At 65.3% G+C, this 23,612-nt stretch carries 24 protein-coding genes; 12 read left to right on the forward strand and 12 right to left on the reverse strand.

All coding sequences use genetic code 11. The annotated features are described in order from the left end of the window. Positions 1 to 11 precede the first annotated feature (11 nt). The 4 genes from parC to VHN57_RS08825 are packed head-to-tail and all read right to left on the reverse strand — an operon-like array spanning position 12 to position 3,888. Positions 12 to 2,339: a DNA topoisomerase IV subunit A gene (gene parC, locus VHN57_RS08810; RefSeq protein WP_423283618.1), complete on the reverse strand. Its 2,328-nt coding sequence runs from the start codon at positions 2,337 to 2,339 to the stop codon at positions 12 to 14. Positions 2,340 to 2,384: 45 nt separating this feature from the next. Beyond that, a complete protein-coding gene (locus VHN57_RS08815) occupies positions 2,385 to 2,678 on the reverse strand; it encodes a CcdB family protein (protein ID WP_278985857.1) in 294 nt (97 codons plus the stop codon). Continuing rightward, positions 2,678 to 2,920, reverse strand: a complete 243-nt coding sequence (locus VHN57_RS08820; protein ID WP_278985855.1) for a type II toxin-antitoxin system CcdA family antitoxin — start codon at positions 2,918 to 2,920, stop codon at positions 2,678 to 2,680. Before VHN57_RS08820 ends, VHN57_RS08815 begins: the two co-directional genes overlap by 1 nt. 47 nt (positions 2,921 to 2,967) lie before the next feature. Beyond that, entirely contained in the window at positions 2,968 to 3,888 is a 921-nt protein-coding gene (locus tag VHN57_RS08825) for a LysR substrate-binding domain-containing protein (protein WP_423283621.1), read from the reverse strand. Between the two features lie 131 nt (positions 3,889 to 4,019). On the opposite strand from VHN57_RS08825, the gene VHN57_RS08830 reads away from it, so the two are divergent. From VHN57_RS08830 to purC, 7 genes are all read left to right on the forward strand, one after another. After that, a complete protein-coding gene (locus VHN57_RS08830) occupies positions 4,020 to 4,190 on the forward strand; it encodes a hypothetical protein (protein WP_004207346.1) in 171 nt (56 codons plus the stop codon). A 61-nt stretch (positions 4,191 to 4,251) separates the two neighbouring features. Beyond that, positions 4,252 to 5,016, forward strand: a complete 765-nt coding sequence (gene otsB / locus VHN57_RS08835; RefSeq protein ID WP_278985851.1) for a trehalose-phosphatase — start codon at positions 4,252 to 4,254, stop codon at positions 5,014 to 5,016. Between the two features lie 98 nt (positions 5,017 to 5,114). Then, positions 5,115 to 6,884, forward strand: coding sequence for a glycoside hydrolase family 15 protein (locus VHN57_RS08840; protein ID WP_278985861.1), 1,770 nt, complete (start codon positions 5,115 to 5,117; stop codon positions 6,882 to 6,884). Next, positions 6,881 to 8,287, forward strand: a complete 1,407-nt coding sequence (otsA, locus tag VHN57_RS08845; protein ID WP_278985848.1) for an alpha,alpha-trehalose-phosphate synthase (UDP-forming) — start codon at positions 6,881 to 6,883, stop codon at positions 8,285 to 8,287. Before VHN57_RS08840 ends, otsA begins: the two co-directional genes overlap by 4 nt. Before the next feature lie 35 nt (positions 8,288 to 8,322). Beyond that, positions 8,323 to 8,457 (forward strand): hypothetical protein, encoded by a 135-nt coding sequence (locus VHN57_RS08850; protein ID WP_004207350.1) that lies wholly within the window; start codon positions 8,323 to 8,325, stop codon positions 8,455 to 8,457. Between the two features lie 89 nt (positions 8,458 to 8,546). Beyond that, entirely contained in the window at positions 8,547 to 9,821 is a 1,275-nt protein-coding gene (locus tag VHN57_RS08855; RefSeq protein WP_278985845.1) for an aminotransferase class V-fold PLP-dependent enzyme, read from the forward strand. Between the two features lie 127 nt (positions 9,822 to 9,948). Continuing rightward, positions 9,949 to 10,731 (forward strand): phosphoribosylaminoimidazolesuccinocarboxamide synthase, encoded by a 783-nt coding sequence (purC, locus tag VHN57_RS08860; RefSeq protein WP_004207352.1) that lies wholly within the window; start codon positions 9,949 to 9,951, stop codon positions 10,729 to 10,731. A 45-nt stretch (positions 10,732 to 10,776) separates the two neighbouring features. Here the strand turns inward: purC and VHN57_RS08865 are convergent, their stop codons facing one another. Further along, positions 10,777 to 11,529, reverse strand: a complete 753-nt coding sequence (locus VHN57_RS08865) for a sulfite exporter TauE/SafE family protein (protein WP_161734003.1) — start codon at positions 11,527 to 11,529, stop codon at positions 10,777 to 10,779. A 71-nt stretch (positions 11,530 to 11,600) separates the two neighbouring features. After that, positions 11,601 to 12,815: an MFS transporter gene (locus VHN57_RS08870; protein WP_169861044.1), complete on the reverse strand. Its 1,215-nt coding sequence runs from the start codon at positions 12,813 to 12,815 to the stop codon at positions 11,601 to 11,603. 92 nt (positions 12,816 to 12,907) lie between these two features. Here VHN57_RS08870 and VHN57_RS08875 point away from each other — a divergent pair, with 92 nt between their 5' ends. Next, positions 12,908 to 13,672: an AraC family transcriptional regulator gene (locus VHN57_RS08875; RefSeq protein WP_010337743.1), complete on the forward strand. Its 765-nt coding sequence runs from the start codon at positions 12,908 to 12,910 to the stop codon at positions 13,670 to 13,672. Positions 13,673 to 13,675: 3 nt separating this feature from the next. Here the strand turns inward: VHN57_RS08875 and VHN57_RS08880 are convergent, their stop codons facing one another. After that, positions 13,676 to 13,828 carry a hypothetical protein gene (locus VHN57_RS08880; RefSeq protein WP_004207357.1) on the reverse strand — a complete coding sequence of 51 codons (153 nt, stop codon included), beginning with the start codon at positions 13,826 to 13,828 and terminating at the stop codon, positions 13,676 to 13,678. 154 nt (positions 13,829 to 13,982) lie between these two features. Between VHN57_RS08880 and purS the strand changes: the two genes are divergently transcribed. From purS to VHN57_RS08895, 3 genes are all read left to right on the forward strand, one after another. Beyond that, entirely contained in the window at positions 13,983 to 14,216 is a 234-nt protein-coding gene (purS, locus tag VHN57_RS08885; protein ID WP_004207358.1) for a phosphoribosylformylglycinamidine synthase subunit PurS, read from the forward strand. Positions 14,217 to 14,219: 3 nt separating this feature from the next. After that, on the forward strand, positions 14,220 to 14,894 hold the full coding sequence (gene purQ / locus VHN57_RS08890) for a phosphoribosylformylglycinamidine synthase subunit PurQ (RefSeq protein WP_069338256.1): 675 nt from the start codon (positions 14,220 to 14,222) through the stop codon (positions 14,892 to 14,894). Positions 14,895 to 15,045: 151 nt separating this feature from the next. After that, entirely contained in the window at positions 15,046 to 15,576 is a 531-nt protein-coding gene (locus VHN57_RS08895; RefSeq protein WP_278985838.1) for a hypothetical protein, read from the forward strand. A gap of 11 nt (positions 15,577 to 15,587) precedes the next feature. Here VHN57_RS08895 and VHN57_RS08900 read toward each other — a convergent pair whose 3' ends face one another. The 4 genes from VHN57_RS08900 to wecB form a co-directional block, all read right to left on the reverse strand. Beyond that, positions 15,588 to 17,732 (reverse strand): GumC family protein, encoded by a 2,145-nt coding sequence (locus VHN57_RS08900; RefSeq protein WP_423283627.1) that lies wholly within the window; start codon positions 17,730 to 17,732, stop codon positions 15,588 to 15,590. Next, complete coding sequence (locus VHN57_RS08905) at positions 17,732 to 18,460, reverse strand: polysaccharide biosynthesis/export family protein (RefSeq protein ID WP_010337739.1); 729 nt, start codon at positions 18,458 to 18,460, stop codon at positions 17,732 to 17,734. Before VHN57_RS08905 ends, VHN57_RS08900 begins: the two co-directional genes overlap by 1 nt. A 117-nt stretch (positions 18,461 to 18,577) precedes the next feature. Continuing rightward, positions 18,578 to 19,873, reverse strand: coding sequence for a UDP-N-acetyl-D-mannosamine dehydrogenase (gene wecC, locus VHN57_RS08910; RefSeq protein ID WP_069338254.1), 1,296 nt, complete (start codon positions 19,871 to 19,873; stop codon positions 18,578 to 18,580). A 71-nt stretch (positions 19,874 to 19,944) separates the two neighbouring features. Then, positions 19,945 to 21,081, reverse strand: a complete 1,137-nt coding sequence (gene wecB / locus VHN57_RS08915; RefSeq protein WP_278987540.1) for a non-hydrolyzing UDP-N-acetylglucosamine 2-epimerase — start codon at positions 21,079 to 21,081, stop codon at positions 19,945 to 19,947. Positions 21,082 to 21,238: 157 nt separating this feature from the next. On the opposite strand from wecB, the gene VHN57_RS08920 reads away from it, so the two are divergent. Next, the gene (locus VHN57_RS08920) at positions 21,239 to 22,558 is read left to right on the forward strand and encodes a UDP-glucose dehydrogenase family protein (RefSeq protein WP_017499497.1); all 1,320 of its coding nucleotides are present in this window, start codon (positions 21,239 to 21,241) and stop codon (positions 22,556 to 22,558) included. 124 nt (positions 22,559 to 22,682) lie between these two features. Here VHN57_RS08920 and VHN57_RS08925 read toward each other — a convergent pair whose 3' ends face one another. Next, a complete protein-coding gene (locus VHN57_RS08925; RefSeq protein ID WP_010337736.1) occupies positions 22,683 to 23,531 on the reverse strand; it encodes an ABC transporter permease in 849 nt (282 codons plus the stop codon). Positions 23,532 to 23,612: the final 81 nt, after the last annotated feature.

Consider the following 23,612-nt stretch of genomic DNA (forward strand, 5'->3'; position numbering starts at 1 on the left):
CTGAATTTGCGTCAGAACTTGTTGTCGCGCGGGAAGCCTGTCGGTGGCATGCGACCGGCGGCACCGCGGGCTACCCGCCATGGCGTCATGTCCGCCTCGGTCCGGGTCCGGCCGGTCTCGCCGCCCATCGCCCAGCTGATCCCGTCGCTCAGGCGGAAGGCGATCGCGTCGGACAGGCCGCCGTCGCGATAGCGCTGCATCTGCACACCCTGCCCGCGCGCCATCTTGGGCATTTCGATGATCGAATAGACCAGCAGCTTCCGGTTCTCGCCGATGACGGCAATGCTGTCCGCCTCCGGATCGACCGCATGCAACACGGCAAGCTTCGCGCCCGTGCGGACATTGACCACCTGTTTGCCCTTGCGCGTCTCCGCCAGGATATCCGCCACATCAGCAAGGAAGCCGCGCCCGTCGGACGAAGCCAGCAGCAACTGCCCGCCGGCCTTTGCCGGCATCAGGGCCACGATCGCACCCTGATCGTCCATGTCGACCATCATCCGCACCGGATCGCCAAAGCCGCGCCCGCCCGGCAGCTTGTCCGCCCCCAGCGTGTAGATGCGCCCGCTCGACGTCGCCATCAGCAGCTTGTCGGTGGTATAGGCGTGGAAGGCGAATTGCGGGCCATCGCCTTCCTTGAACTTCAGCGTATCGGCCGCAGCCAGGTCGCGATGCCCGCTCATTGCGCGGATCCAGCCGCGTTCGGACAGGATCACCGTCACCGGCTCGCGCTCGATCATCGCCTCAAGCGGGATCTCACGCGCCGGCCCGGCTTCCTCGACCAGCGTGCGGCGCCGGCCGATCACCGTATCGGGGCCATAGCGCTTGCGCAGGTCGGCAATGTCGCGCTTCAGCCGCGTGCGCTGCCGGGCCGGACTCTCGACCAGCTTTTCCAGCTCCGCCTGTTCCTTGACCAGCTCGGCATGTTCGCGCCGCAGTTCCATTTCCTCCAGCTTGCGCAAGCTGCGCAGCCGCATGTTGAGGATCGCCTCGGCCTGACGGTCGGTCAGGCTGAATTCGGCCATCATGACATCCTTGGGCTCATCCTCGGTGCGGATGATCTCGATCACCCGGTCGAGGTTGAGATAGGCGATGATATAGCCGTCGAGCAGTTCCAGCCGCGCGGCAATCTTCTCCAGCCGGTGCTGCGCCCGGCGGACCAGCACCTCGATCTGGTGCTTGAGCCATTCGACCAGCACCGCGCGCAGCCCCAGCACGCGCGGCGTATGGCTGGCGTCGAGCACGTTGAGGTTGAGCGGAAAACGATTTTCCAGGTCGGTCAGCCGGAACAGGCTGTCCTTGAGCACATCGACCGGGACGTTGCGGCTCTTGGGCACGATGACGATGCGGATCGCCTCGTCGCTCTCGTCGCGCACATCTTCCAGGATCGGCAGCTTCTTGTCGTTGATCAGCGCCGCGATCTGCTCGATCAGCTTGGACTTCTGCACCTGATAGGGGATTTCGGAAATCACCAACTGCCAGGTGCCCCCGGCCAGCTTCTCGATCCCCTCCGCTTCCCAGCTGCCGTCCTCGTTGCGGCCGGTGGAGAAGCGGGCACGGGTGCGGAAGGAACCGCGCCCCGTGCGATAGGCTTCGGAGATGATCGCCTGATTATCGACCAACACGCCGCCGGTCGGGAAATCCGGCCCCTTGACGATCTCCATCAGCGCGGCGTCGTCCGCCTCCGGGCTGTCGATCAGCAGGGTGGCGGCATCCAGCAGTTCGCCGACATTGTGCGGCGGGATGCTGGTCGCCATGCCGACGGCGATGCCGCTGGCGCCATTGGCCAGCAGATTGGGGAAGAGGCCGGGAAAAACCTCCGGCTCCTCATCCTCGCCATTATAGGTCGGACGGAAATCGACCGTGCCTTCGTCAAGGCCCGCCATCAGGTCGGCCGCCGCCTGGGTCAGCCGCGCCTCGGTATAGCGCATGGCCGCCGCATTATCGCCGTCGATATTGCCGAAATTGCCCTGGCCATCGACCAGCGGGGTGCGCAGCGAGAAATCCTGCGCCAGGCGCACCATCGCGTCATAGACCGATGCGTCGCCATGCGGGTGATATTTACCGATAACGTCGCCGACGACACGGGCGCATTTCTTGTAGCTGGTGGTGTTGCGCGCCGGATTGGCGACCAGAATGTCCGGGTTCGCGCCGCCCGGCTCCATCCGCAGCAGCCGCATCGCCCAGAGCAGGCGCCGATGCACCGGCTTCAGCCCGTCGCGCAGGTCCGGCAGCGAACGCGCGGTGATGGTGGAGAGCGCATAGACCAGATAGCGCTGCGAGAGCGCCGCGTCGAAAGGATGGTCCTTGATAGCGTCGAACGGGTCGCGAAAATCGGTCATCGGGAGTGGCTTAGCAGGACGGGGGCAAAACGGAAACGGATTTGCTCAATAGCCGCTGACGAGCATGTCCAGGGCATTCATGATAGCATCCTGCTCATGCCATAAGGTCGCAACGCGACGCCCGAGCAAATGCGTCGGCACGGACGCGGCCATATGCGTTGCCATGATGTAAGGTTGCGCCTGGACATCAAATTGTGGGTGCAATCGCTTCGTGGGCGATGGGACATCCGTAGGCGACAGCAAGGGAACGACAAAGCGCCTGTCGAAGACTTGCAGCAAATCAGCCTGACAATCCAGCACCAGCCCATCTCCCAGCCGGTAAACATCAAAGCGCGCCATCAGAATGACCGATATTGGTCAAGCGGCGAACCATGCTCCTTTTCATATCGATTCCACGCGGCAATGTTTTCGGCACTCTCCGCCTGCCATAGCCGACCACGTTCCGCCGCGATCTCCTGCCGCAAGGCATCTTCGCAAGCACGCGACAGGTTGATGCCAAGAGCCTTGGCTTCCTCCACCAAGGCACTGTCGAGCGACAGGTTGGTCGCCTTGCGCGTTCCGATCCGTTCCTGCTTTGTCATACCGGCACTCCTGCACATAGCATGCGCATAGATATACGCATAAACGCTCAACGCGGCAAGAAACGCGCCTCCGGATCGGCGGCGATGGCGCTCGCAAATTCCGCGCTGATCCAGTCGCGAAAAGCCTTGATCTTGGGCGTGTTGCGGGCGTGGGGCGGATAGACCAGCCAGTAGCTGGCGATTTCGCGGACATAGGAGGGCACCGCCTCCACCAGTTGCCCCGCTTCCACCTCCGCCTTCCAGAGGAAATGGTTGAGGATGGCGATCCCCTGCCCGGCAATCGCGGCGCGGCCCTCCATCACCTGGCTGTCGAGCGCGATGCCGGGCGGGCCATCGGCCGGGTCGGCCTCCACGCCCATCGCCGCGAACCATTCATGCCACCACATGTCGTCGGGCGACAGGCGCGGCAAGGCGTGGAGCGCCTGCGCATCGGCGATTGGCCCGTACCGGTCGCGCCAGGCCGGGCTGCACATCGGCACCAGCCGGTTATGGGTCAGCAGCTTCGCCTCCAGCCCCGGCCATTCGCCCTTGCCGCCGCGCACCGCCAGATCGATGCCGTCGCGCGCCAGGTCGACCACCGCGTCATCGGCCATGATCCGCACGGCGAGGTTCGGGTGGCGCATCTGGAAGGCGCCGATCCGCGGCGCCAGCCAGAGATGCGCGAAACTGTTGGTGCAGCTTATGCTCAGCACCGCCGAATGATCCTGGGTCAGCGCGGCAAAACCCTGCCGCATCTGGTCGAAGGCGCGGGTCAGGATCGGCGCGATCTCGCGCCCCTTCTCGGTCAGCGCCACCTTGCGCCCGGTTCGCTGGAACAGGCTGATGCCCAGCCGCTCCTCCAGCAATTTCACTTGATAGCTGACCGCCGCTTGGGTCATCCCCAGTTCCTGCGCGGCGGCCGTAAAATTCTCCAGCCGCGCAGCGGCCTCGTACACGCGAATGGCGGACAGGGGCGGCAGCGGCGACATGCGCCATTCGATAAGCCAGGCTTATCTATGCTGTCCATGCTTTTGTTGGCGCCAAGCGGGCCGTTCGGGCAGAGACAGCGGTGCCGGCGGCCCTCCGCGCCCGGCGATGATCATGGACGGAAGGAACAGTGATGCGCGATCAATATGACGCCCGGCTGTGGAACGACAGCCATGAAGAAATCAGCAAGAGTGCCGACCATTTCCTGCATCGCGTGATGCAGGCATTTCGGGTGCTTCACCGCATCGAATGGAGCGCGCCCTGGGCCGATGAACGCCAATGCAAGCGCCCCTGCCAATCGTGAAAATCCCGGCAAGGGGCAAAACAGGGGTTGCGGTTTCCGGTACAGGCGCCACCTTTAGGCCGTGCCCGAAACCGCTCTTCCCCCTCTGCCCGATCTTCCCGCTCCCCCGCCCGCGCTGCTGACCGGCGCCGCCCTGTTCCTCGATTTCGACGGGACATTGGCGCCGATCGCGGACACGCCCGACGGGGTGCATGTCGATGATGATCTGCTTGCCCTGCTGGCGGCGCTACGACGCAAGCTGGACGGGCGCCTCGCCATCGTCAGCGGCCGGTCGATCGCCACGCTGCGCGATTTCGGCTTTCAGGATTTCCTGCTCGCCGGCACCCACGGCCTTGAATTTGCCGCGCCCGGCGCAGCGCCGGATGCGCCGCCCCGTCTGCCCGCCATAGACGCGGTCGAACGGGCCTTTCATATCTTTGCCGACACCCGTCCCGGCGTGCTGGTCGAACGCAAGTCGATCAGCGTCGGCCTCCATTTCCGCGGCGCGCCCGATTGTGGCGAGGCCGCCGGCCTGCTTGCCCATCAGCTTGCAGAGGAACATGGCCTGGCCGTGCAGTCCGGCAAGATGCTGTTCGAACTGCGCCCCGGCGGCGCCGACAAGGGCAGCGCGCTCACCCGCCTGATGCAGCAGGCGCCGATGGCCGGCGGCACGCCGATCTTCATCGGCGACGATGTCACGGACGAGGAAGGTTTCGCCGCCGCCGCGCAATTGGGCGGCCATGGCATATTGGTCGGGCCCGCGCGGCACACGCACGCGGCCTTCGGCTTGGAACAGGTTGCCGCCGTCAGGCATTATCTGGCGCAGGGGGTCGCCGCGATCATCTGACCGGCGGCCACCATTCGCATGAACGAAGGGGGCCGAACATCATCGATACCAGCGACCATATCCTGGCCGGAAACGAGCGTGATCTCGACCTCTGGCCGATCGGAAACTGCCAGGCATCCGCCCTGATCGACCGCGCCGGGCGCATGGTCTGGGCCTGCGTGCCGCGGGTCGACGGCGACCCCGTCTTTTCCGCCCTGCTCGACAACAAGCATTGGGACAGCAAGGAAGCGCGCGGATTCTGGGCGATCGAGCTGGAAAATTGCATCGCGGTCGAGCAGCATTACATCCGCAACACGCCGATCCTGGTCACCCGCCAGAGCGACGGCCAAGGCAATGCGATCGAGATTTTCGATTTCTGCCCGCGCCACAAGCATAAGGGGCGCATGTATCGCCCGGTCGCCTTCGCCCGCATCGTGCGCCCCGCCGCCGGCAGCCCGCGTATCCGTGTCCGCCTGCGCCCCACGACAAGCTGGGGCAAGGAAAATGTCCCGGTCACCTACGGCTCCAACCATATCCGCATGGTCCTGTCCTACATGGCGATGCGGATATCGACCAACGCGCCGATCGGCCTTATTTCCCAGGAAAGCTGGTTCCGGCTGGAATCCGACATGCATTTCTTCATGGGGCCAGACGAGGGATTTTCCGACGCGCTGCGCCCGGCGATCGAGCGGATGCTGGACGACACCATCCTGGAATGGCAGCTCTGGGTGCGCGGCCTTGCCATCCCGCCCGAATGGCAGGAGGCGGTGATCCGCTCCGCCATAACGCTCAAGCTCTGCCAGCATGAGGAAACCGGCGCGATCGTCGCCGCGCTCACCACCTCCATCCCCGAACATGCCGACAGCGGCCGCAACTGGGACTATCGCTACTGCTGGGTGCGCGACGCCTATTATACGGTCGAGGCGCTGAACCGGCTCGGCGCGCTGGACGTGCTGGAAACATACCTCGTCTATCTGCGCAACATCGTCGACGGCGCCAAGGGCGGCCATATCCAGCCGCTCTACGACGTGCGCGGCAATGCCACGCTGCATGAATGGGAGGCCGCGCATCTGCCCGGCTATCGCGGCATGGGGCCGGTGCGGGTCGGCAATGCCGCCTATGAACAGATCCAGCACGACGCCTATGGCCAGATCGTCCTTTCCTCGGTCCAGGGCTTCATCGACCGGCGCCTGCTGCGCATGGCCGGCCATGCCGATTTCGAGGCACTGGAGGCGGTAGGCGAACGCGCTTGGCAGGTTTATGACCAGCCGGACGCGGGCCTGTGGGAATTGCGCACCCGCGCCCATGTCCACAGCTATAGCGCGGTGATGTGCTGGGCCGCCTGCGATCGGCTCGCCCATGCCGCCACCGCGCTCGACCTGCCGCTGCGCGCCGCCCATTGGGAAAACCGCGCCGAAACCATGCGCGCCCGCATCATCGAATCCGCCTGGCGCGCCGACAGCAAGGCGATCTCCGCCAATTTCGAGGATGACGCGCGCGACGCGTCGCTGCTGCAACTGCTCGACCTGCGCTTCCTGACCGCCGACGATCCGATGTTCACTGGCACGCTCGAAGCACTGGAAAAGGATCTGCGCCGCGGCAACGACATGCTGCGCTACAGCGCACCGGACGATTTCGGCGAGCCGGTCACCGCCTTCAATGTCTGCACCTTCTGGCTGATCGAGGCGCTGCATCGCACCGGCCGGACCGAGGAGGCACGCGAACTGTTCGAGGAGATGCTGTCCCGTCGTACCGCCGCCGGCCTGCTGTCCGAAGATATCGATCCCCATAATGGGGAACTCTGGGGAAATTACCCGCAAACCTATTCGTTGGTCGGCATCATCAACTGCGCCGTCTTGCTGAGCAAACCGTGGAGCGTGATGCGATGAGCCGTCTGATAGTCATTTCCAACCGGGTCAGTCGCCCCAATGGCGCCGCCAATCAGGGTGGCCTTGCCGTGGCGCTGGCCCAGGCGCTGCGCGAAAGCCGGGGCATCTGGGTCGGCTGGTCGGGTGGCACGACCGACAATTTCACCGGCCATATCGGCTTTGCCGACGATGACGGGGTCAAGACCGCGACGATCGACCTGGAAGAACAGGATGTCGACGAATATTATAATGGCTATGCCAACAAGACGCTGTGGCCGCTGTTCCATTATCGCATCGACCTGGCCGAATATGCCCGCGATTTCGAGGGCGGGTACAATCGCGTCAACCAGCGCTTCGCCGACACCGCCAGCCCGCTGATCGAACCGGAAGACATCATCTGGGTGCAGGATTATCACATGATCCCGCTCGGCCAGATGCTGCGCGACCGGGGCCATCAGAACCGGATGGGCTTCTTCCTGCACATTCCCTGGCCGCCGACCCGCCTGCTGGTATCCCTGCCCCACCATACCAAGCTGGTCAGCACCCTCTTCGCCTATGACGTCATCGGCTTCCATACCGAGGAATGGCTGGAATCCTTCCGCCATTATGTCGAGCGCGAGATGGGCGGCACCGTCGATGGCGATTTCGTCACCGTCGGCGGTCGCACCATCCAGGCCGTCGCCTGCCCGATCGGCATCAATGCCGAGGAGTTCAAGCAGGCCGCCGCCAGCGACGCGGCGGTGGAGATGCACCGCCAGGTCCGCGCCTCGCTGCAGGATCGCTCGCTGATCGTCGGCGTCGACCGGCTCGACTATAGCAAGGGCCTGGAAGAACGGTTCAACGGTTACGCCCGCTTCCTGAAGGATCACACCGAACATCATCGCCGCGTCGTGCTGGCGCAGATCGCCCCGCCCTCACGCGGCGAGGTGGAAAGCTATCAGCAGATCCGCGCCACGCTGGACTCGCTCGCCGGGCGGATCAACGGCGAATATAGCGATGTCGACTGGACACCGATCCGATACGTCAACCAGGGCTATCCGCGCGACAAGCTGGCCGGCATCTATCGCTCCGCCCGGATCGGCCTGGTGACGCCGCTGCGCGACGGCATGAACCTGGTCGCCAAGGAATATGTCGCAGCCCAGAACCCGGACGATCCCGGCGTCCTGATCCTGTCCCGCTTTGCCGGCGCAGCGATGCAGCTGAAGGACGCGCTGCTCATCAACCCCTATAGTCCCGAAGAGATGTCCGACGCGATCGACCGGGCGCTGGCCATGCCGCTCGACGAGCGCAAGCGGCGCTGGCGGGCGATGATGGACAGCGTCGAGCAGCAGGATATCAGCTGGTGGCGCAGCGCCTTCACCGATCGGCTGGCCGCCACCCGCCAGGAGGAGCCGGAGGCCGAACCGGAACCGGCCACCGAATGATTGAGATCAGGCACCGGTCCCGCTAGGCCGGTGCCATGCATAGCGAAGATGATGACGAACCGCGCGGCCTGTGGGCCGCCATCAGTGCCAAATCCGGCGTGATCATTGGCAGCATCGGCCTGATCGCCTGGCTGGCGCTGATCTGGTTCATGTTCGGCGATGTGCTCTAGCGCCCCTGCGGATTTCCCCTTGCGCCTCGTTGAACCAGCGGCAGACATGATGCCGCTCCGGCTTCGGGAGCGCCAAATGGGGGATGTCCATGCTCGATCGCCGTTCCTTCCTCGGCAGTGCCGCTGCCGCCTCGCTCGCCGCGCCGATCGGGGCGGAAGCGCTGATCAGCGTACCGCTGCCGGCCGCCGATCTCCATGCGAAGAATGAAGATGCTTATTGGGCGGCGCTGCGCAAACAGTTCCTGATCCCGGCCGATGTCGTGAACCTCAATGTCGGCACCGTCGGCTCCTCGCCGCGCCCGGTATTGAAGGCGATCTTCGACGGGTTCGAGACGACCGAGCAGATGACCCAGGAAGGGTCCGAGGATTATCCGATCTGGGGCTATGGCGCCTGGGACCAGTATCGCAAGCCCTTTGCCGACTTCATGGGCGCGAAGGTCGAGCAAATGGCGATCCTGCGCAACTGCACGGAGGCCAACAGCTATATCGCCAATGGCTTCGACATGAAGCCGGGCGACGAGGTGCTGATATCCGACGAGGAACATGGATCGGGCGAAATGCCCTGGATGCTGCGGTCGCGCCGCTATGGCGTGGTGGTCAAGAAATTCGCCATGCCCAAGCCGCCGAAGAACGCTGCCGAAATCCTCGACCGCATCAACGACGCGATCACGCCGAAAACCCGGATCATCTTCGTCAGCCATATCAGCACCTCGACCGGCGTGGTGCTGCCGGCCAAGGAGATTGCCGCGCTCGCCCGGTCGAAGGGGATCATCTCCGCCTTTGACGGCGCCCATGCGCCGGGCATGATGAAGGTCGACCTCAACGATATCGGCTGCGACCTCTATACCGGGTCGATGCACAAATGGCTGTTCGCGACCAAGGGCACCGGCTTCCTCTATCTGCGCGACAAAAGCGTGATGGACCGGGTCTGGAACACGATCGCGACCGGCGGCTATGACGACCCGACCCGCATGGCGGACCGTTATATGCAGATCGGCTCCTCCTGCATCCCGACCTTGATGGGCCTAAACGCCGCGATCAGCTTCGCCGACAGCATCGGCATGGAGCGGATCGAGGCGCGCAACCGCATGCTCGCCGACTATATCCATGCCGAAATGGTGAAGCGCGGCGCGGAGGACTGGACCTCGCCTGATCCGGCGCTGCGCTGCGCGATCGCGACCGTCAACGTGCCGCCGGTGCAGCGGATGGAATTGCAGGACTGGCTCTGGAAAAATCACAAGGTGCGCATTCGCGGCGGCAACCCCAGCAAGCTGCGCCTCGCCACCCCCTATTTCCTGAGCAGGGCGGACATCGACCGCTTCCTTGGCCTGTTCGACGAATATCGGAAGATGAAGGGGGCATAGCCGCTACAATTGCACCCCCGCCTATATTGCTCTATGGGCCACCCCAAGCAGCCCCGGCACCCGCTGATCCTTTCCGATTCGCGTTTGCCGGGGCAAAATCTTTTGTAAGAAAAAGACAGGAACGCGCATGGCCCGTCGCCGCCAGATCTACGAAGGCAAGGCAAAGATCCTTTACGAAGGCCCCGAGCCCGGCACGATCATCCAATATTTCAAGGATGATGCGACCGCCTTCAATGCCCAGAAGAAGGGCACGATTTCGGGCAAGGGCGTGCTCAACAACCGTATCTCCGAGCATATCTTCACCCTGCTCGGCCAGATCGGCGTACCGACCCACTTCATCCGCCGCCTCAACATGCGCGAACAGCTCGTCCGCCAGGTCGAGATCGTGCCGATCGAGGTCGTGGTGCGCAACGTCGCCGCCGGTTCGCTGTCGAAGAAGCTCGGCATCGAGGAAGGCACCCAGCTGCCCCGCACGCTGATCGAATATTGCTACAAGGATGATGCGCTGGGCGACCCGCTGATCTCCGAGGAGCATATCGCCTGCTTCGGCTGGGCCACGCAGGAAGAGATGCACGACATCGCCGACATGGCGATCCGCATCAACGACTTCATGTGCGGCCTGTTCGCCGGCATCGGCATTCGCCTGATCGACTTCAAGCTGGAATTCGGCCGCCTCTATGACGGCGACTACAGCCGCATCATCCTGGCCGACGAGATCAGCCCCGATGGTTGCCGCCTGTGGGACATGGCGACCAACGAGAAGCTGGACAAGGATCGCTTCCGTCGCGACCTCGGCGGCGAAGTCGAAGCCTATCAGGAAGTGGCGCGCCGCCTGGGCCTGCTGCCCGAAGGGTTGGACACCACCGTCCTCGACCTCGACACGCATCGCAAGAAGCGCGAGAAGGACTGATCTACGAAAAGGCCGGCCGCAACGCCGGCCTTTTTCTTTCAGCTCTTAGGCGAGGATGGCATCCGCCATCAGCTTGAGCCCCAGCAGCACCATCAGCACATAGATGAGCGTGTAGAAGCGCGCAGCATCCACCCGCCGGACCAGCCAGACGCCGGCGAAGGTCGAGACCACCGCCACCGGCACCAGCAGCGCCGTCGCCATCAGATTGGCATGAGTGAACTGGCCGAGCGCGGCATAGGCCGGCACCTTCATCCAGTTCATGACAGCGAAGGCGACAGCCGTGGTGCCGACCAGCATGTCGCGCGGCAGCTTCTTGGGCAGCACCCACATCTGGAAGGGCGGTGATCCGGCATGGGCGATCTGGCTGGTGAAGCCGCTGGCGATACCGAACAGGGTGCCGACCCAACCCGGCGAACTGGACGGCAGGACGATCGCCCCGCCCCGCTCGACCCAGAGCCGCTGCAACCCGAACAAGGTGGAAATGGCGCCGAGCGCGCCCAGCACCGCGGTTTCGGAGACCTGCGCCGCGAACCAGTAGCCCAGCGCCACGCCGATTGCCATGCCGGGCAGCATCACCGCCAGGATATGCCCGTCCCAGCTACGGCGGAACGCCCAGACGCTGACCGCGTCCTGCAGGATCAGGATCGGCAGCAGGATCGCCGCGCCGCGCACCGGATCGACTCCCAGCGCCATGATCGGCATCGCCAGCGCCCCGACACCGGCAAATCCGCCCTTGGCGAGCCCCGATATGATGACGGCGATGATGGCACAGGCGAGATAGAGAAGGTCGGGACTCATGCCCCAGCCTTATAAGCAGTTGCCGGCAAAGAGAATAAGCGGGGCGACCTGAGCCGCCCCGCCCGTGACATTCAGTTCCGTTCGCGTCCCAGATTGGGCAGGAAGGCGGTGAGCAGGCCGATCGCCGGCAGGAAGGCACAGACCCGGAACACCATCTCGATGCTGCTATGGTCGGCCAACCAGCCCAGCCCGGCCGCGCCCAGACCGCCCATGCCGAAGGAGAAGCCGAAGAACAGGCCGGAGATCATGCCGACCTTGCCGGGCACCAGTTCCTGCGCGAACACGACGATCGCGGGAAAGGCGGAGGCAAGGATCAGGCCGATGATGACGGTCAGCGGCCCGCTCCAGAACAGCCCGGCATAGGGCAGCGCCAGGGTGAAGGGCAGCGCCCCCAGGATCGAGAACCAGATCACATATTTGCGCCCGAACCGGTCGCCCAGCGGCCCGCCCGCGACCGTACCCACTGCCACCGCCGCCAGGAAGGCGAACAGATGGAGTTGCGCATTCTGCACCGACAGGTCGAACCGCTGGATCAGGTAGAAGGTGTAATAACTCGTCAGGCTGGCGAGATAGACATATTTGGAGAAGATCAGCGCCAGCAGGATGGCGATGCCCCGCGCCGCCTGCCCGCGTGGCAGTTCGATATGCAGCGCGCCAGCGCCCCCGACCTGCAGCCGACTGAGGCCATGATGGCGATACCAGTTGGCGACATTCCACAACACCGCGCCCGACAGCAGCGCCAGCAGCGCAAAGAAGGCCAGGCTCGACTGGCCCCAGCGCACCACGACCAGCGCCGCCGCCAGCGGCCCCAGCGCCTGCCCCGCATTGCCACCGACCTGGAACAACGACTGGGCCAAACCATGGCGACCGCCGGCTGCCATCCGCGCCACCCGCGAGGATTCGGGGTGGAAGACCGATGAACCGACGCCCAGCAGCGCCGCGCCGACCAGCACGAGGCCGTAGCTGTGCGCGATCGACAGCACGGTCAGGCCCGCCAGCGAGAAGAGCGTGCCACCCGGCAGTGCCATCGGCGTCGGCCGCTTGTCAGCATAGAGGCCGATCATCGGCTGCAGGATCGACGCGGTAATCTGATAGACCAGGGTCACCATGCCGATCTGGCCGAAGCTCAGATGTAGCTCGCTCTTGAGACCCGGATAGATGGCGGGAAGCAGCGACTGCATCATGTCGTTGAGCAGATGGCAGAAGCTGATCGCCACGATCACGCCAAATGCCGTGCCGCCCGCTGCCAATTGTGCGCCTGCCTTTTCTATCCTTATCTCTTTCATTGTCCGTTCCTTTCTGAGGCCGGACCGATTAGCGCTTCCCTTCTCGTCCCGCTTCCGCATATGGGCCAATCTCTTTTGCGATCGGGACAATCATGGACCAGCGGCACCCGGACGATCATGAGCATGTGCCCCGGCCGGTGGTCGGCATCGGCAATGATTATCCGCCCTCCTTCGAACTGGCCGAGCATCAGCATCGCCGCGGGCAATTGCTTTATGCCGCGTCCGGCGTGGTCGCGGTCAGCACGCCGCAGGGCGCCTGGGTCGCCCCACCCGAACGGGCCGTCTGGATTCCGGGCGGCACGCCCCATGCTGTGCGGATGGTCGGCGCGGTGCAGACGCGCAGCGTGCTGGTCGATCAGGCCGTCTATCCCGGCCTGGCCCGGTCCTGCCGGGTGCTCGGCGTGTCACCACTGCTGCGCCAGCTATTGGTGGAGGCCGCCCATGTTCCGGTCGAATATGCCGAAGCGGCGCGCGATGGCCTGGTCATGCGGTTGCTGGTGGCGGAGATCGAGCGGGCGCCGCTGATCCCGCTGGCCGTGCCCTTCCCGCGCCATGCCGCGCTTGCGGCGCGCTGCCACGCCTTTGTCGAACAGCCACAGGCGCATGTGACGATCGACCAATGGGCCGACGCGCTGGCGATGAACCGGCGTCGCTTCACCCGGTTGTTCCGGCGAGAAACGGGGATGAGCTTCGCGCAATGGCGGCAACAGGCCTGCCTGTCGGCCGCTCTGCCCCGGCTGGCGGCGGGCGAACCGATCACGACGATCGCTCTGGACCTGGGCTATGACGGGCCGGCCAATTTCTCGACCATGTTCAAGCGGGCGCTGGGAGTCTCGCCCAGCCGCTATCGCCCCTGATCCTCAGGCGGACTTGGCGCGATAGCCCACCAGAAGGCCAAAGCAGAAGGTCGCGAACAGCGCCAGTTGAACCCGCCCATGCGGGTCATCATAGCCCACAATCTGCTGCCCCCAGGCAAAAAGTCCCACAAACATTGCCAGTGCCAGACCGGACATGCCCCATATCCCTGTAAAAAACTCGGCGATCAGATTATCCTCAGCTTCCTAAGAAAGTCATAATCTCTTGCCTGCGCGCCGCGCCGCGCCTAGGGGGAGCGGCAAAGTTCATCCCCCCGCATCGGCGGGCGGCATGCCAAGGAGTTTGCACCTCATGAAAGCCCGCATCTTCGTCACTCTCAAGGGCGGCGTCCTCGATCCGCAGGGCCGTGCGATCCATCACGCGCTCGAAGGCCTGGGCTTTGGCGGCGTCAACGACGTGCGCGCCGGCAAGCTCATCGAGCTGGACCTGGCCGATGGCACCAGCGACGAGGATATCGACGCCATGTGCCGCAAGCTGCTGGCCAACACGGTCATCGAAAATTATCGCATCGAAAAGGTGGCCTGAGCCATGAAGAGCGCCGTCATCGTCTTTCCGGGCAGCAATTGCGACCGCGACCTGGCGGTGGCGTTCGAGGCTGCGACCGGTTCCAAGCCCACCATGGTGTGGCATCGCGATACCGAACTGCCCGACGACATCGACCTGATCGGCGTGCCCGGCGGCTTTTCCTATGGCGACTATCTGCGCTCCGGCGCTATGGCCGCCCGCTCGCCGGTGATGCAGGCTGTCGCCCGCGCCGCTGACCGTGGCGCCTTCGTCCTGGGCATCTGCAACGGCTTCCAGGTGCTGACCGAAAGCGGTCTGCTGCCCGGCGCCCTGCTGCGCAACGCCGGCGGTCATTTCGTCTGCCGCGACGTCGCCCTGACCGTCGAGAACGCCCAGAGCGCCTTCACCAGCCGCTATGCCGCCGGCGAAGCGATCAGCTTCCCGGTCGCCCATCATGACGGCAATTATTTCGCCGACGACGCCACGCTCGATCGGCTGGAAGGCGAAGGCCGCGTCGCGCTGCGCTACGCCCTGAACATCAACGGTTCGGCCCACAACATCGCCGGCGTCCTCAACGAAGCCGGCAATGTGCTGGGCATGATGCCCCACCCCGAACGCGTGATCGAACAGGCCCATGGCAACACCGACGGCCAGCGCCTGTTCGCCGGCCTGGTCGAGGGCCTGCTCGCCCGCGCCTGATCCTCCGGATCGAGATCACAAAAAAGCCCGCCACGCATCAGCGCGGCGGGCTTTTTTTTTTACGTCCGGCTGCGGCGATGCCGGCATCGGTCCTGACTTGCATCATTCCCCCTTTGTTCTACACGGGATGGACAATGACCAAGGGGGATCGATGATCAGCAAATCGCGCGTGCAGCTGATGGCCTTGCTGCTATTGCCGACGGCCGCTCAAGCTGCCGAACCCGGCACGATCGCGGTTCCCGAAGCGGTCCTTGCGCTAAGTGGCTGCTGGGAAGGCGAAGGCAGCGTGATGGGCAAGCCGGTCAGCGTGTCCATCCGCAGTCAGCCCATCACGCTCGACGCCATGCTCGCACTCGATGTGGAAAGTAGCGCCCTGGCCGATCCCAAGGATCGCTATGCTGCGCATCTGATCTTCGGCGGCACCGCAAAATCCCATCCGATCATCGGTTTCTGGGCCGACAGTTTCGGCGGCGCCTTCACGGCCCTTGGCGAAGGCGAAAGCCAGCCCGATGGCTTCGACATCGACTATGCCTATCCCGACGCGACCTTCGTCAACCGTTGGCGCATCACAGGCGCGCAACTGACATGGAGCATCGTCGCGCGGGACGAGGCAAATGCCGAAAAGCCCTTCGCCAGCTACAGCCTCCACAAGGTTGCGTGCGCGCCCGCCAAGACGCGCTAAACGATCAGGTTCTAGCCGCCCCGGTGATAGTCATAATCATAGGCCCGGCCATGCGCCTTGGTCAGCACCGCGCCGACGATCGAGCCGCCAGCCCGGCGCAGTCGTTCCACCGCGACCCGCAGGCCGCCATGATGGTTGCGGCCCCATTCGACCACCAGCAGCGTGACCTGCACCTTGGCGGCGAGCAGTTGCGCGTCGGACATGCCCAGGATCGGCGGCGCGTCGATCAGCACCGTGTCATAGCGGTCGCGCACCGCGCCCAGCAGCGCATCGAGCGCCGGGGTGGAGAGCAGTTCCGCCGGATTGGGCGGCACCGCGCCACAGGGTAGCAGCGACACGCCCGCGACACCGCTGTCGAGGATCAGATCCTCGGCCTTGCCCTGCCCGGTCAGCACCTCGCTGATGCCGCGCGTCGCGGTCACCCGGAACAGGCTGTGCTGCACCGGCCGGCGCATGTCGGCGTCGATCACCAGCACCTTCTTGTCCAGCCGCGCCAACGCGCGGGCCAGCGCGTTGACGGTCAGCGACTTGCCTTCCTCCTCCTGCGCGCTGGTAACCAGGATGGAGCGCGGCAGGCCGGCAACCGATGCCAGTTGCAGCGACGCCGCGATCGGCGCGAAGATGTCGGGCGCGCTCGGCTGGTCGCCGGTGGTCGGCACTGCGCCCAGCAGCGGCAGGTCGACACGCTCCGCCAGCGTATCGGCCGACGTCACCGCATCGTCGAACATGTGCCGCGCCGCGATCAGCAGCAGGCCCAGCAGCATGCCGCCGAGCAGCGCGACCAGCATGATCTGGCCGGCATGGGGGGCAAAGGGCGTGGTCGGCACCGCCGCCCGGTCGAGCGGCTGGATGCGGCCCGCCTGGAAACCCGCCTGCGATGCCATGTCGCGATAGCGCTGCAACAGGCTGTCATGCAGCAGGCGATAGGTTTCGACCGACCGGCTCATCATGCTCATCTGCATGTCGCGGCCGCGCTCGACCCGCGCATCACCTTCCAGCGCGGCGATTTCCGAGGCAATCTGCTTCTCGCCATGCGCCGCCACCTCATATTCCTGGCGCAGCGACGCGCGGATCGTGTTCGCCATGCTCTCGGCCTGGTCGTCAAGCGCCGCCAGCCGCGCCCGCGCTTCGCGCATTTCGGGGTGCGCATCCTTGCGGAACTGCCGTTCCTCGACCAGCGCCGCCCGCGCCTGCGCCCGCTCCGCCATCAACTGCTGCATGGCGCCGTTACCCAGCACCTCGGGCAGCGTCTCGGCGCTCGCGGCCTTGGCGCTTTCCCAGCGCTTCTGCGCGGCGATACGGTCCGCGACCGCCTGCGCGCGGAAGGCGTTGAGCTGTGCCAGACGGGCCGCGGTCGATCCTTCCGGCACCGGTGCGGCATCGGGCTTTGCATCCTTGCCGTCGCTCTTCTTGTCCTCGTCCGTGGCCGCCTCGGCCGGCACAGCGCCGGTGCGCGAGGCATAGACCGCCAGATCCCGCTCGGCCCGTTCCAGATCCTTGCGCGCGCCATCCAGCTCACCCAGCAGGAAACGACGCGCCTGCACGCCGGACTCAAAGCCGCGCTTCAGGTCCGCCCGGATCAGGCTGTCGGCATAGCTGTTCGCCACCCGCGCCGACAAGGCCGGATCGGCGCTGACGAAGCTGATGCGCAGCACCCGCGACTTGCCCGGCAGTTCGACCTGCAGATTGTCGCGCAGCAGCTTGATGACCTGCTCATGCTCGACCTGGCGCTGGGTCAGGCTGCCCTGCCCCTGTGCCGGGCGGCGCGCATCCATGCCCTGGAAGAAGACCGGGCTGCCGACCAGCGCCAGATCGCGCGCGACATCCTCGGCCAATGCCCGGCTGCGCAGCACTTCCAGTTCGGTCTGCATCATGCTTTCCGTGTCGGCCGCGCTGACCGGCTTCTGCATCGCGCCGGCGCCGGCGGCCCCCGCCGGCACATCCTCCACCTCGACCGAGGCGGTCGCGCGATAGTCCGGCGTCGACAGCAGGATATAGATGACGCCCGCCAGCACGCAGTGCGCCATGGTGACGAACAGGATCACCCTGTGCCGCCGCACCACGGTCCATGTGCCGCGCGCACTCTCGACAAAGCGGGTGGTGCGATCCTCCTCCCCGGCCTGACGCTGTTCCAGTTCGATGATCCGGGACACCATCAATTGCCTCCGTCTATGGCGATGAAGCCGGTCGCGACGGCAGGAATGGCGATCAGCGCGCCGCCAAGGATAGCCTTGGCGCGCGACAGGCCGACGATCACCAGATCGCCGGGCAATATTTCAGGATCGGGCGCTTCGCCCTTGCGGATGGCACCCAGGTCGAAAGTCGCGGCCTGGCGCTGCCCCTCGACGGTGCGGACCACCACCACCTGCCCCAGGCTCGCCAGCCGGGTTGGGCCATGGGCCAGCGCCACCGCCTGGATGAGGCCGATCCGGCCTTCGATCGGAAACAGGCCGGGCTCGCGCACCTCGCCATCGACGGTGATGCGGCGGCCGACCGCCTGCTTCACGAACACCGTGACCTGCGGCGACACCAGATAGCGCTCGCCAAGCCTACCGGCGATCACGTCCGACGCCTCGCCGGCGGTCAGCCCGCCGATCGACACATCGCCGACCAGCGGCATGCGGACCATGCCGGCCGCGCTGACCCGCGCATCCTCCAGCGACAGGTCGGGCTCATGATAGACCTGGATACGCAGCACATCGTCGGGACTGATGACATAGTCGCGGCCCACCGCGGCAGGCGCGGGCATCAGCGCATAGGCGGCCTCGCCGCGCGGGGCATCCTCAACAGTCGAGCAGCCGGCGAGCAGCATCGCCGCTGCCGCGACGGCGCCGCCCTTCATGCCCTTGCCATAGTGCCCCAAAATCTGGCGCTTCATGCGCATCAACACCCCATTGCGAACCGGGTGCGGCCCGCAAAAGGGCCGCTCGGCTCGGGGGTTAGCGACGCGGCACCGTCATGGCAACCGCGCGGGGGGCAGGACGAACCGCCCGGCCGACGATCAGACCGCGATGCGCTGCGCAGCCGGCTCGGGCTGACGGCGCGGCTGGTCGGGCCAGATGCCGCGCGTATCATAGACGGCCTTGCCGGCACGTTCGTCGACGGGAACGGATTTGAACATGTCATGATCGACAAGAATGATGAACACGCCGCATTGTTCCAGAGCCGTATCGAGATCGATCAGTTCGGCACCGGTGCCGGCGAACTCCATCGGCAGATCCTGGGCATAGGGTTCGACGAGCTTGACCCGCTTGCCGTAGCGGCGGGCGAGCCGGCTGGCGACCTTGACCGCCGGGCTTTCGCGGAAATCGTCGATGTTCGGCTTGAAGGCGAGGCCGAGGCAGGCGACATCCTCGCCGGCAAAGGCGTCGATCATGTCCGACGATTTGGCCACGACATAGTCGGTCTTGCCGTCATTCACTTCGCGCGCCGTGCGGATGATGCGGGCATTTTCCGGGTCGCCATGGACGATGAACCAGGGATCGACGGCGATGCAATGACCGCCAACGCCCGGCCCCGGCTGCAATATGTTGACGCGCGGATGGCGGTTGGCCAGGCGGATCACCTCCCACACGTCGATGTCCATACGGTCGGCGATCACCGACAATTCATTGGCGAAGGCGATGTTGACGTCGCGGAAGCTGTTTTCCACCAGCTTCACCATCTCGGCCGCCCGCGCCGTGGTGGTGATGCAGGCGCCGCGCACGAACTGGCGATAGAAGCCCAGCGCCTTGCGCGCGCAGCGCGGCGTGATGCCGCCGATGCAGCGATCATTGTCGATCAGCTCGACCAGGATGCGGCCGGGCAGCACCCGCTCGGGGCAATAGGCGATAGCGATGTCGCCCGCCACGCCCGGCGCCGGCATCTTGAGGTCGGGGCGCAGCTCGGCGATCAGGTCGCGCATCGCCTCGGTCGTGCCGACCGGCGAGGTGGATTCCAGGATCACCGTATCGCCGTTCTTCAGCACCGGTGCGACGGTCCGCGCCGCCTGCAACACATAGGAGATGTCGGGCGCGCGGTCTTCGGCCACCGGGGTCGGCACGGCGATGATGAAGACGTCGCTGGCCTCGACGCTGAGCGACGCACGCAGATTGCCGCGTGCCACCACGCCCTGCACCAGGCCGTCCAGATCGACTTCCTCGATATGGACCCGGCCCGAATTGACCGTCTCGACCACATGGGCGCTGACATCGACACCGACGACCTGCGCCCCGCCGCGCGCGATCAGCGCCGCAGTCGGCAGGCCGATATAGCCCAGGCCAATGACGGAAACCTTCTGCTTGCTGTCGACGGGCATGGGGGAGATAATCCTTCATTCACCAAGTTTCGGAGCGACATTGCCCGGAAATGTTGAAGATTCCGGTAATGTCAGGCGGCAAGATGCGCCGCGCCGGCCTTTCCTGCAATGATATCGGCAATCCGCTCGGCCGCCTTGCCGTCGCCGAACGGGTTATGGGCACGGGCCATCGCCTGATAGGCGACATCATCATCGAGCAGCGCCAGCACCTCGCGCACGATCCGGTCCCGGTCCGCGCCGACCAGCTTCGCCGTGCCGGCCTGCACCCCTTCGGGCCGTTCGGTGGTCTCGCGCATCACCAGCACCGGCTTGCCAAGCGAGGGCGCCTCTTCCTGCACGCCGCCGCTGTCGGTGAGCACCAGATGGCACAGGTCGAGCAGGCGGACGAAATGGGGATAGTCGAGCGGTTCGATCATCGCGACATTGGGCAGGTCGCCCAGCATCGCATCCATGACCGGACGGACATTGGGATTGGGATGGACGGGGAAGATCACCGCGACATCGGGCCGCGCGGCAATGTCCGCGATGGAACGGGCGATCGCCTCCATCCCGCCGCCGAAATTCTCGCGACGGTGGCTGGTGACGGCAACGATCCGCTTGCCGGCGAAGCGCGTGGCCAGATCATCAAGGCCGCTGGCCAGCGCTGGTTCGCCATGGACCCGATCGACCGTCGCCAGCAGCGCGTCGATCACGGTATTCCCCGTGACATGAATGCCGGCCGCATCGCGATTTTCCCGCAGCAGTGCGTCGGCCGCCGCCTGGGTCGGCGCGAAATTCATGTCGGCGATACAGGCGACGACGCGGCGATTAACCTCCTCGGGCCAGGGATGATGGATGTCGCCGCTGCGCAGGCCCGCCTCGACATGGGCGACCGGGATCTTGCGATAATAGGCCGCCAGGCTCGCCACCATCGTCGTCAACGTGTCGCCATGCACCACCACCCGGTCCGGCTTTTCCGCGTCGAACGCCTCGCCCAGCGCGACGATCAGCTTGGCGGTCAGCCCGTCCAGCGTCTGGTTGGGCGTCATGACGTCCAGATCGATGTCGGGCACGATGCCGGCAATCTCCAGCACCTGATCCAGCAGGCCACGATGCTGCGCCGTCACGATCACGCGGGTGTCGATATCGGCACGCGCCTTGAGCGCATGGATCACCGGAAACAGCTTGATCGCTTCCGGCCGTGTCCCAAATACCAGCGCTACTTTCACTCTGTGCCCTTTCGTTCGGATGCGCCTTCCCTGGCAAAAAAGGGTAACCAGCCGCTAAACGGTAGCATGGTAATTACGCAAAGGCGCGAATTGTATTGCGTTATGACTATGCTAGAGCCTCAAACCAATCACTTCCCGTTTGGAGTTCCACCAACTCATGAAAATCACCATGATCGGCACCGGCTATGTCGGCCTCGTCTCCGGGGCCTGCTTTGCGGATTTCGGCCATGATGTCGTCTGCGTCGACAAGGATGCGGGCAAGATCGCCGCGATCGAGGCCGGCACGATGCCGATCTACGAACCCGGCCTTGACCAGCTGGTCGGCACCAACGCCGCCGCCGGTCGCCTGACCTTCACCACCGACCTGCCCGAAGGCGTGAAGGGCGCCGACGCGATCTTCATCGCCGTCGGCACGCCCTCGCGGCGGGGCGATGGCCATGCCGACCTCAGCTATGTCTATGCCGCCGCCAAGGAAATCGTCGAATCCCTCGATGGCCCGGCGGTCATCGTCACCAAGTCGACCGTGCCGGTCGGCACCGGCGACGAGGTCGAGCGGATCGCGCGCGAACTGCGCCCGGACCTCGACATCCAGGTCGTGTCGAACCCCGAATTCCTGCGCGAAGGCGCGGCGATCGGCGATTTCAAGCGCCCCGACCGCGTCGTCGTGGGCACCACCGGATCGGAACGCGCCATTTCGGTGATGAGCCAGGTCTATCGCCCGCTGAACCTGAACCAGGCGCCGCTGATGTTCACCGGCCGTCGCACGGCCGAACTGATCAAATATGCCGCCAACGCCTTCCTGGCGACCAAGATCACCTTCATCAACGAGATGGCGGACCTGTGCGAGGCGGTCGGCGCCGAAGTGCAAGACGTGTCGCGCGGCATCGGCCTCGACAAGCGGATCGGCAGCAAGTTCCTGCATGCCGGTCCGGGCTATGGCGGCTCCTGCTTCCCCAAGGATACGCTGGCCCTGGTCAAGACCGGGCAGGATTATGACGCGCCGATCCGCATCGTCGAAACCGTGGTGCAGGTGAACGACCTGCGCAAGCGCGCCATGGGCCGCAAGATCGTGAAGGCGCTGGGCGGTGAAGCGCGCGGCAAGACCGTCGCCTTGCTGGGCGTCACCTTCAAGCCCAACACCGACGACATGCGCGACGCGCCCAGCCTGGCGATCGTGCAGGCGCTGGAGGATGCCGGCGCGAAGGTCGTCGCCTATGATCCCGAGGGCATGGACGTGGCCGCGCCGATGATGCCCGGCGTCACCATGGCCGGTTCGGCCTATGAGGCCGCTTCCGGCGCCGACGCGCTGGTGCTGGTGACCGAATGGGACGCCTTCCGCGCGCTGGATCTCAAGCGCCTGGCCGGTTCGATGAGCGCACCGGTGCTGGTCGACCTACGCAACATCTATCCGGTCGCGGAAGCGGAAGCCGCCGGCTTCACCGTCACCCGCGTGGGCGGAAAGGGCAGCGCCGCCTGATGTGGCCATGGGAAGAGGAGGGCGTCAGCGCCCTCCCCCGACTGCGCCACTGGCTGCTGGCCGCCATGCTGATCCTCGGCGCGATGCTGGCCGTGCCGATCTTCGCCGCGCTCACCTGACGCCGTCAGGCCTTGAGCTTCCAGCCCTTGCGCAGCAGCACATAGCAGAGCACCGCCAGCCCGGCATTGAGCGCCAGCAGCACGACGCTGCCAACCAGCACATTGCCGTCCGCCGCCGCGACGAAGCCATAGCGGAAACCGGAAATGGCGTAGAAGAAGGGGTTGGCGTGGCTGATCGCCCGGAAGAGCGGCGACAGGCGGTCGATCGAATAGAAGGTGCCCGACAACAGGGTCATCGGCCCGATCACGAAATTGGTGATCGCGGCGGCATGATCGAATTTTTCCGCCCAGATCGACGTCATCACGCCGATGAAGGCGGTCAGGCTGGCGCCCATCAGGCCGAACCAGATCACCGCCCACAGATGCGTCGGCGTCACATGCACGCCGGGCCACAGCGCCATCGCCCCCCACAGCGCCAGACCGACCGCCACCGCGCGCGTCACCGCCGCGCCGACCAGCGCCAACAGCAATTCACCCACCGACAGCGGCGGCATCAGATAGTCGATCAGCGTCCCCTGCATCTTGCCCGCCAGCAGCGAGAAGCTGCTGTTGGCAAAGGCATTGTTCATCATGCCCATCATCATCAGGCCCGGCGCGATGAAATCGGCAAAGGGCACGCCCAGCACCTGGCGGTTCGCCCCGCCCAGCGCGATGGTGAAAATCACCAGGAACATCAGCGTGGTAACGGCCGGCGCCCAGATCGTCTGGAGCTGCACCTTCATGAAGCGCCGCACTTCCTTGCGGTAGAGCGCGCGCATGCCGGCCCAGTTGACGTTGCGGATCACCAACTCCCCCGGTTCATGGAAGGGAACAGGTGCGGGATGGGCGGCTGCAATTTTGGGCTGGTCGTTCATGATGGGATCGACTATCGGCTGGTCCGTTATGCCGCAAGGGCGTTCTGCGCGGTTGGAAGTCGCGCCTGCATGCCCCATATA

This window comes from Sphingobium salicis subsp. salicis, from assembly GCF_049472635.1.
In the GTDB taxonomy this organism is placed as follows: domain Bacteria; phylum Pseudomonadota; class Alphaproteobacteria; order Sphingomonadales; family Sphingomonadaceae; genus Sphingobium; species Sphingobium yanoikuyae_A.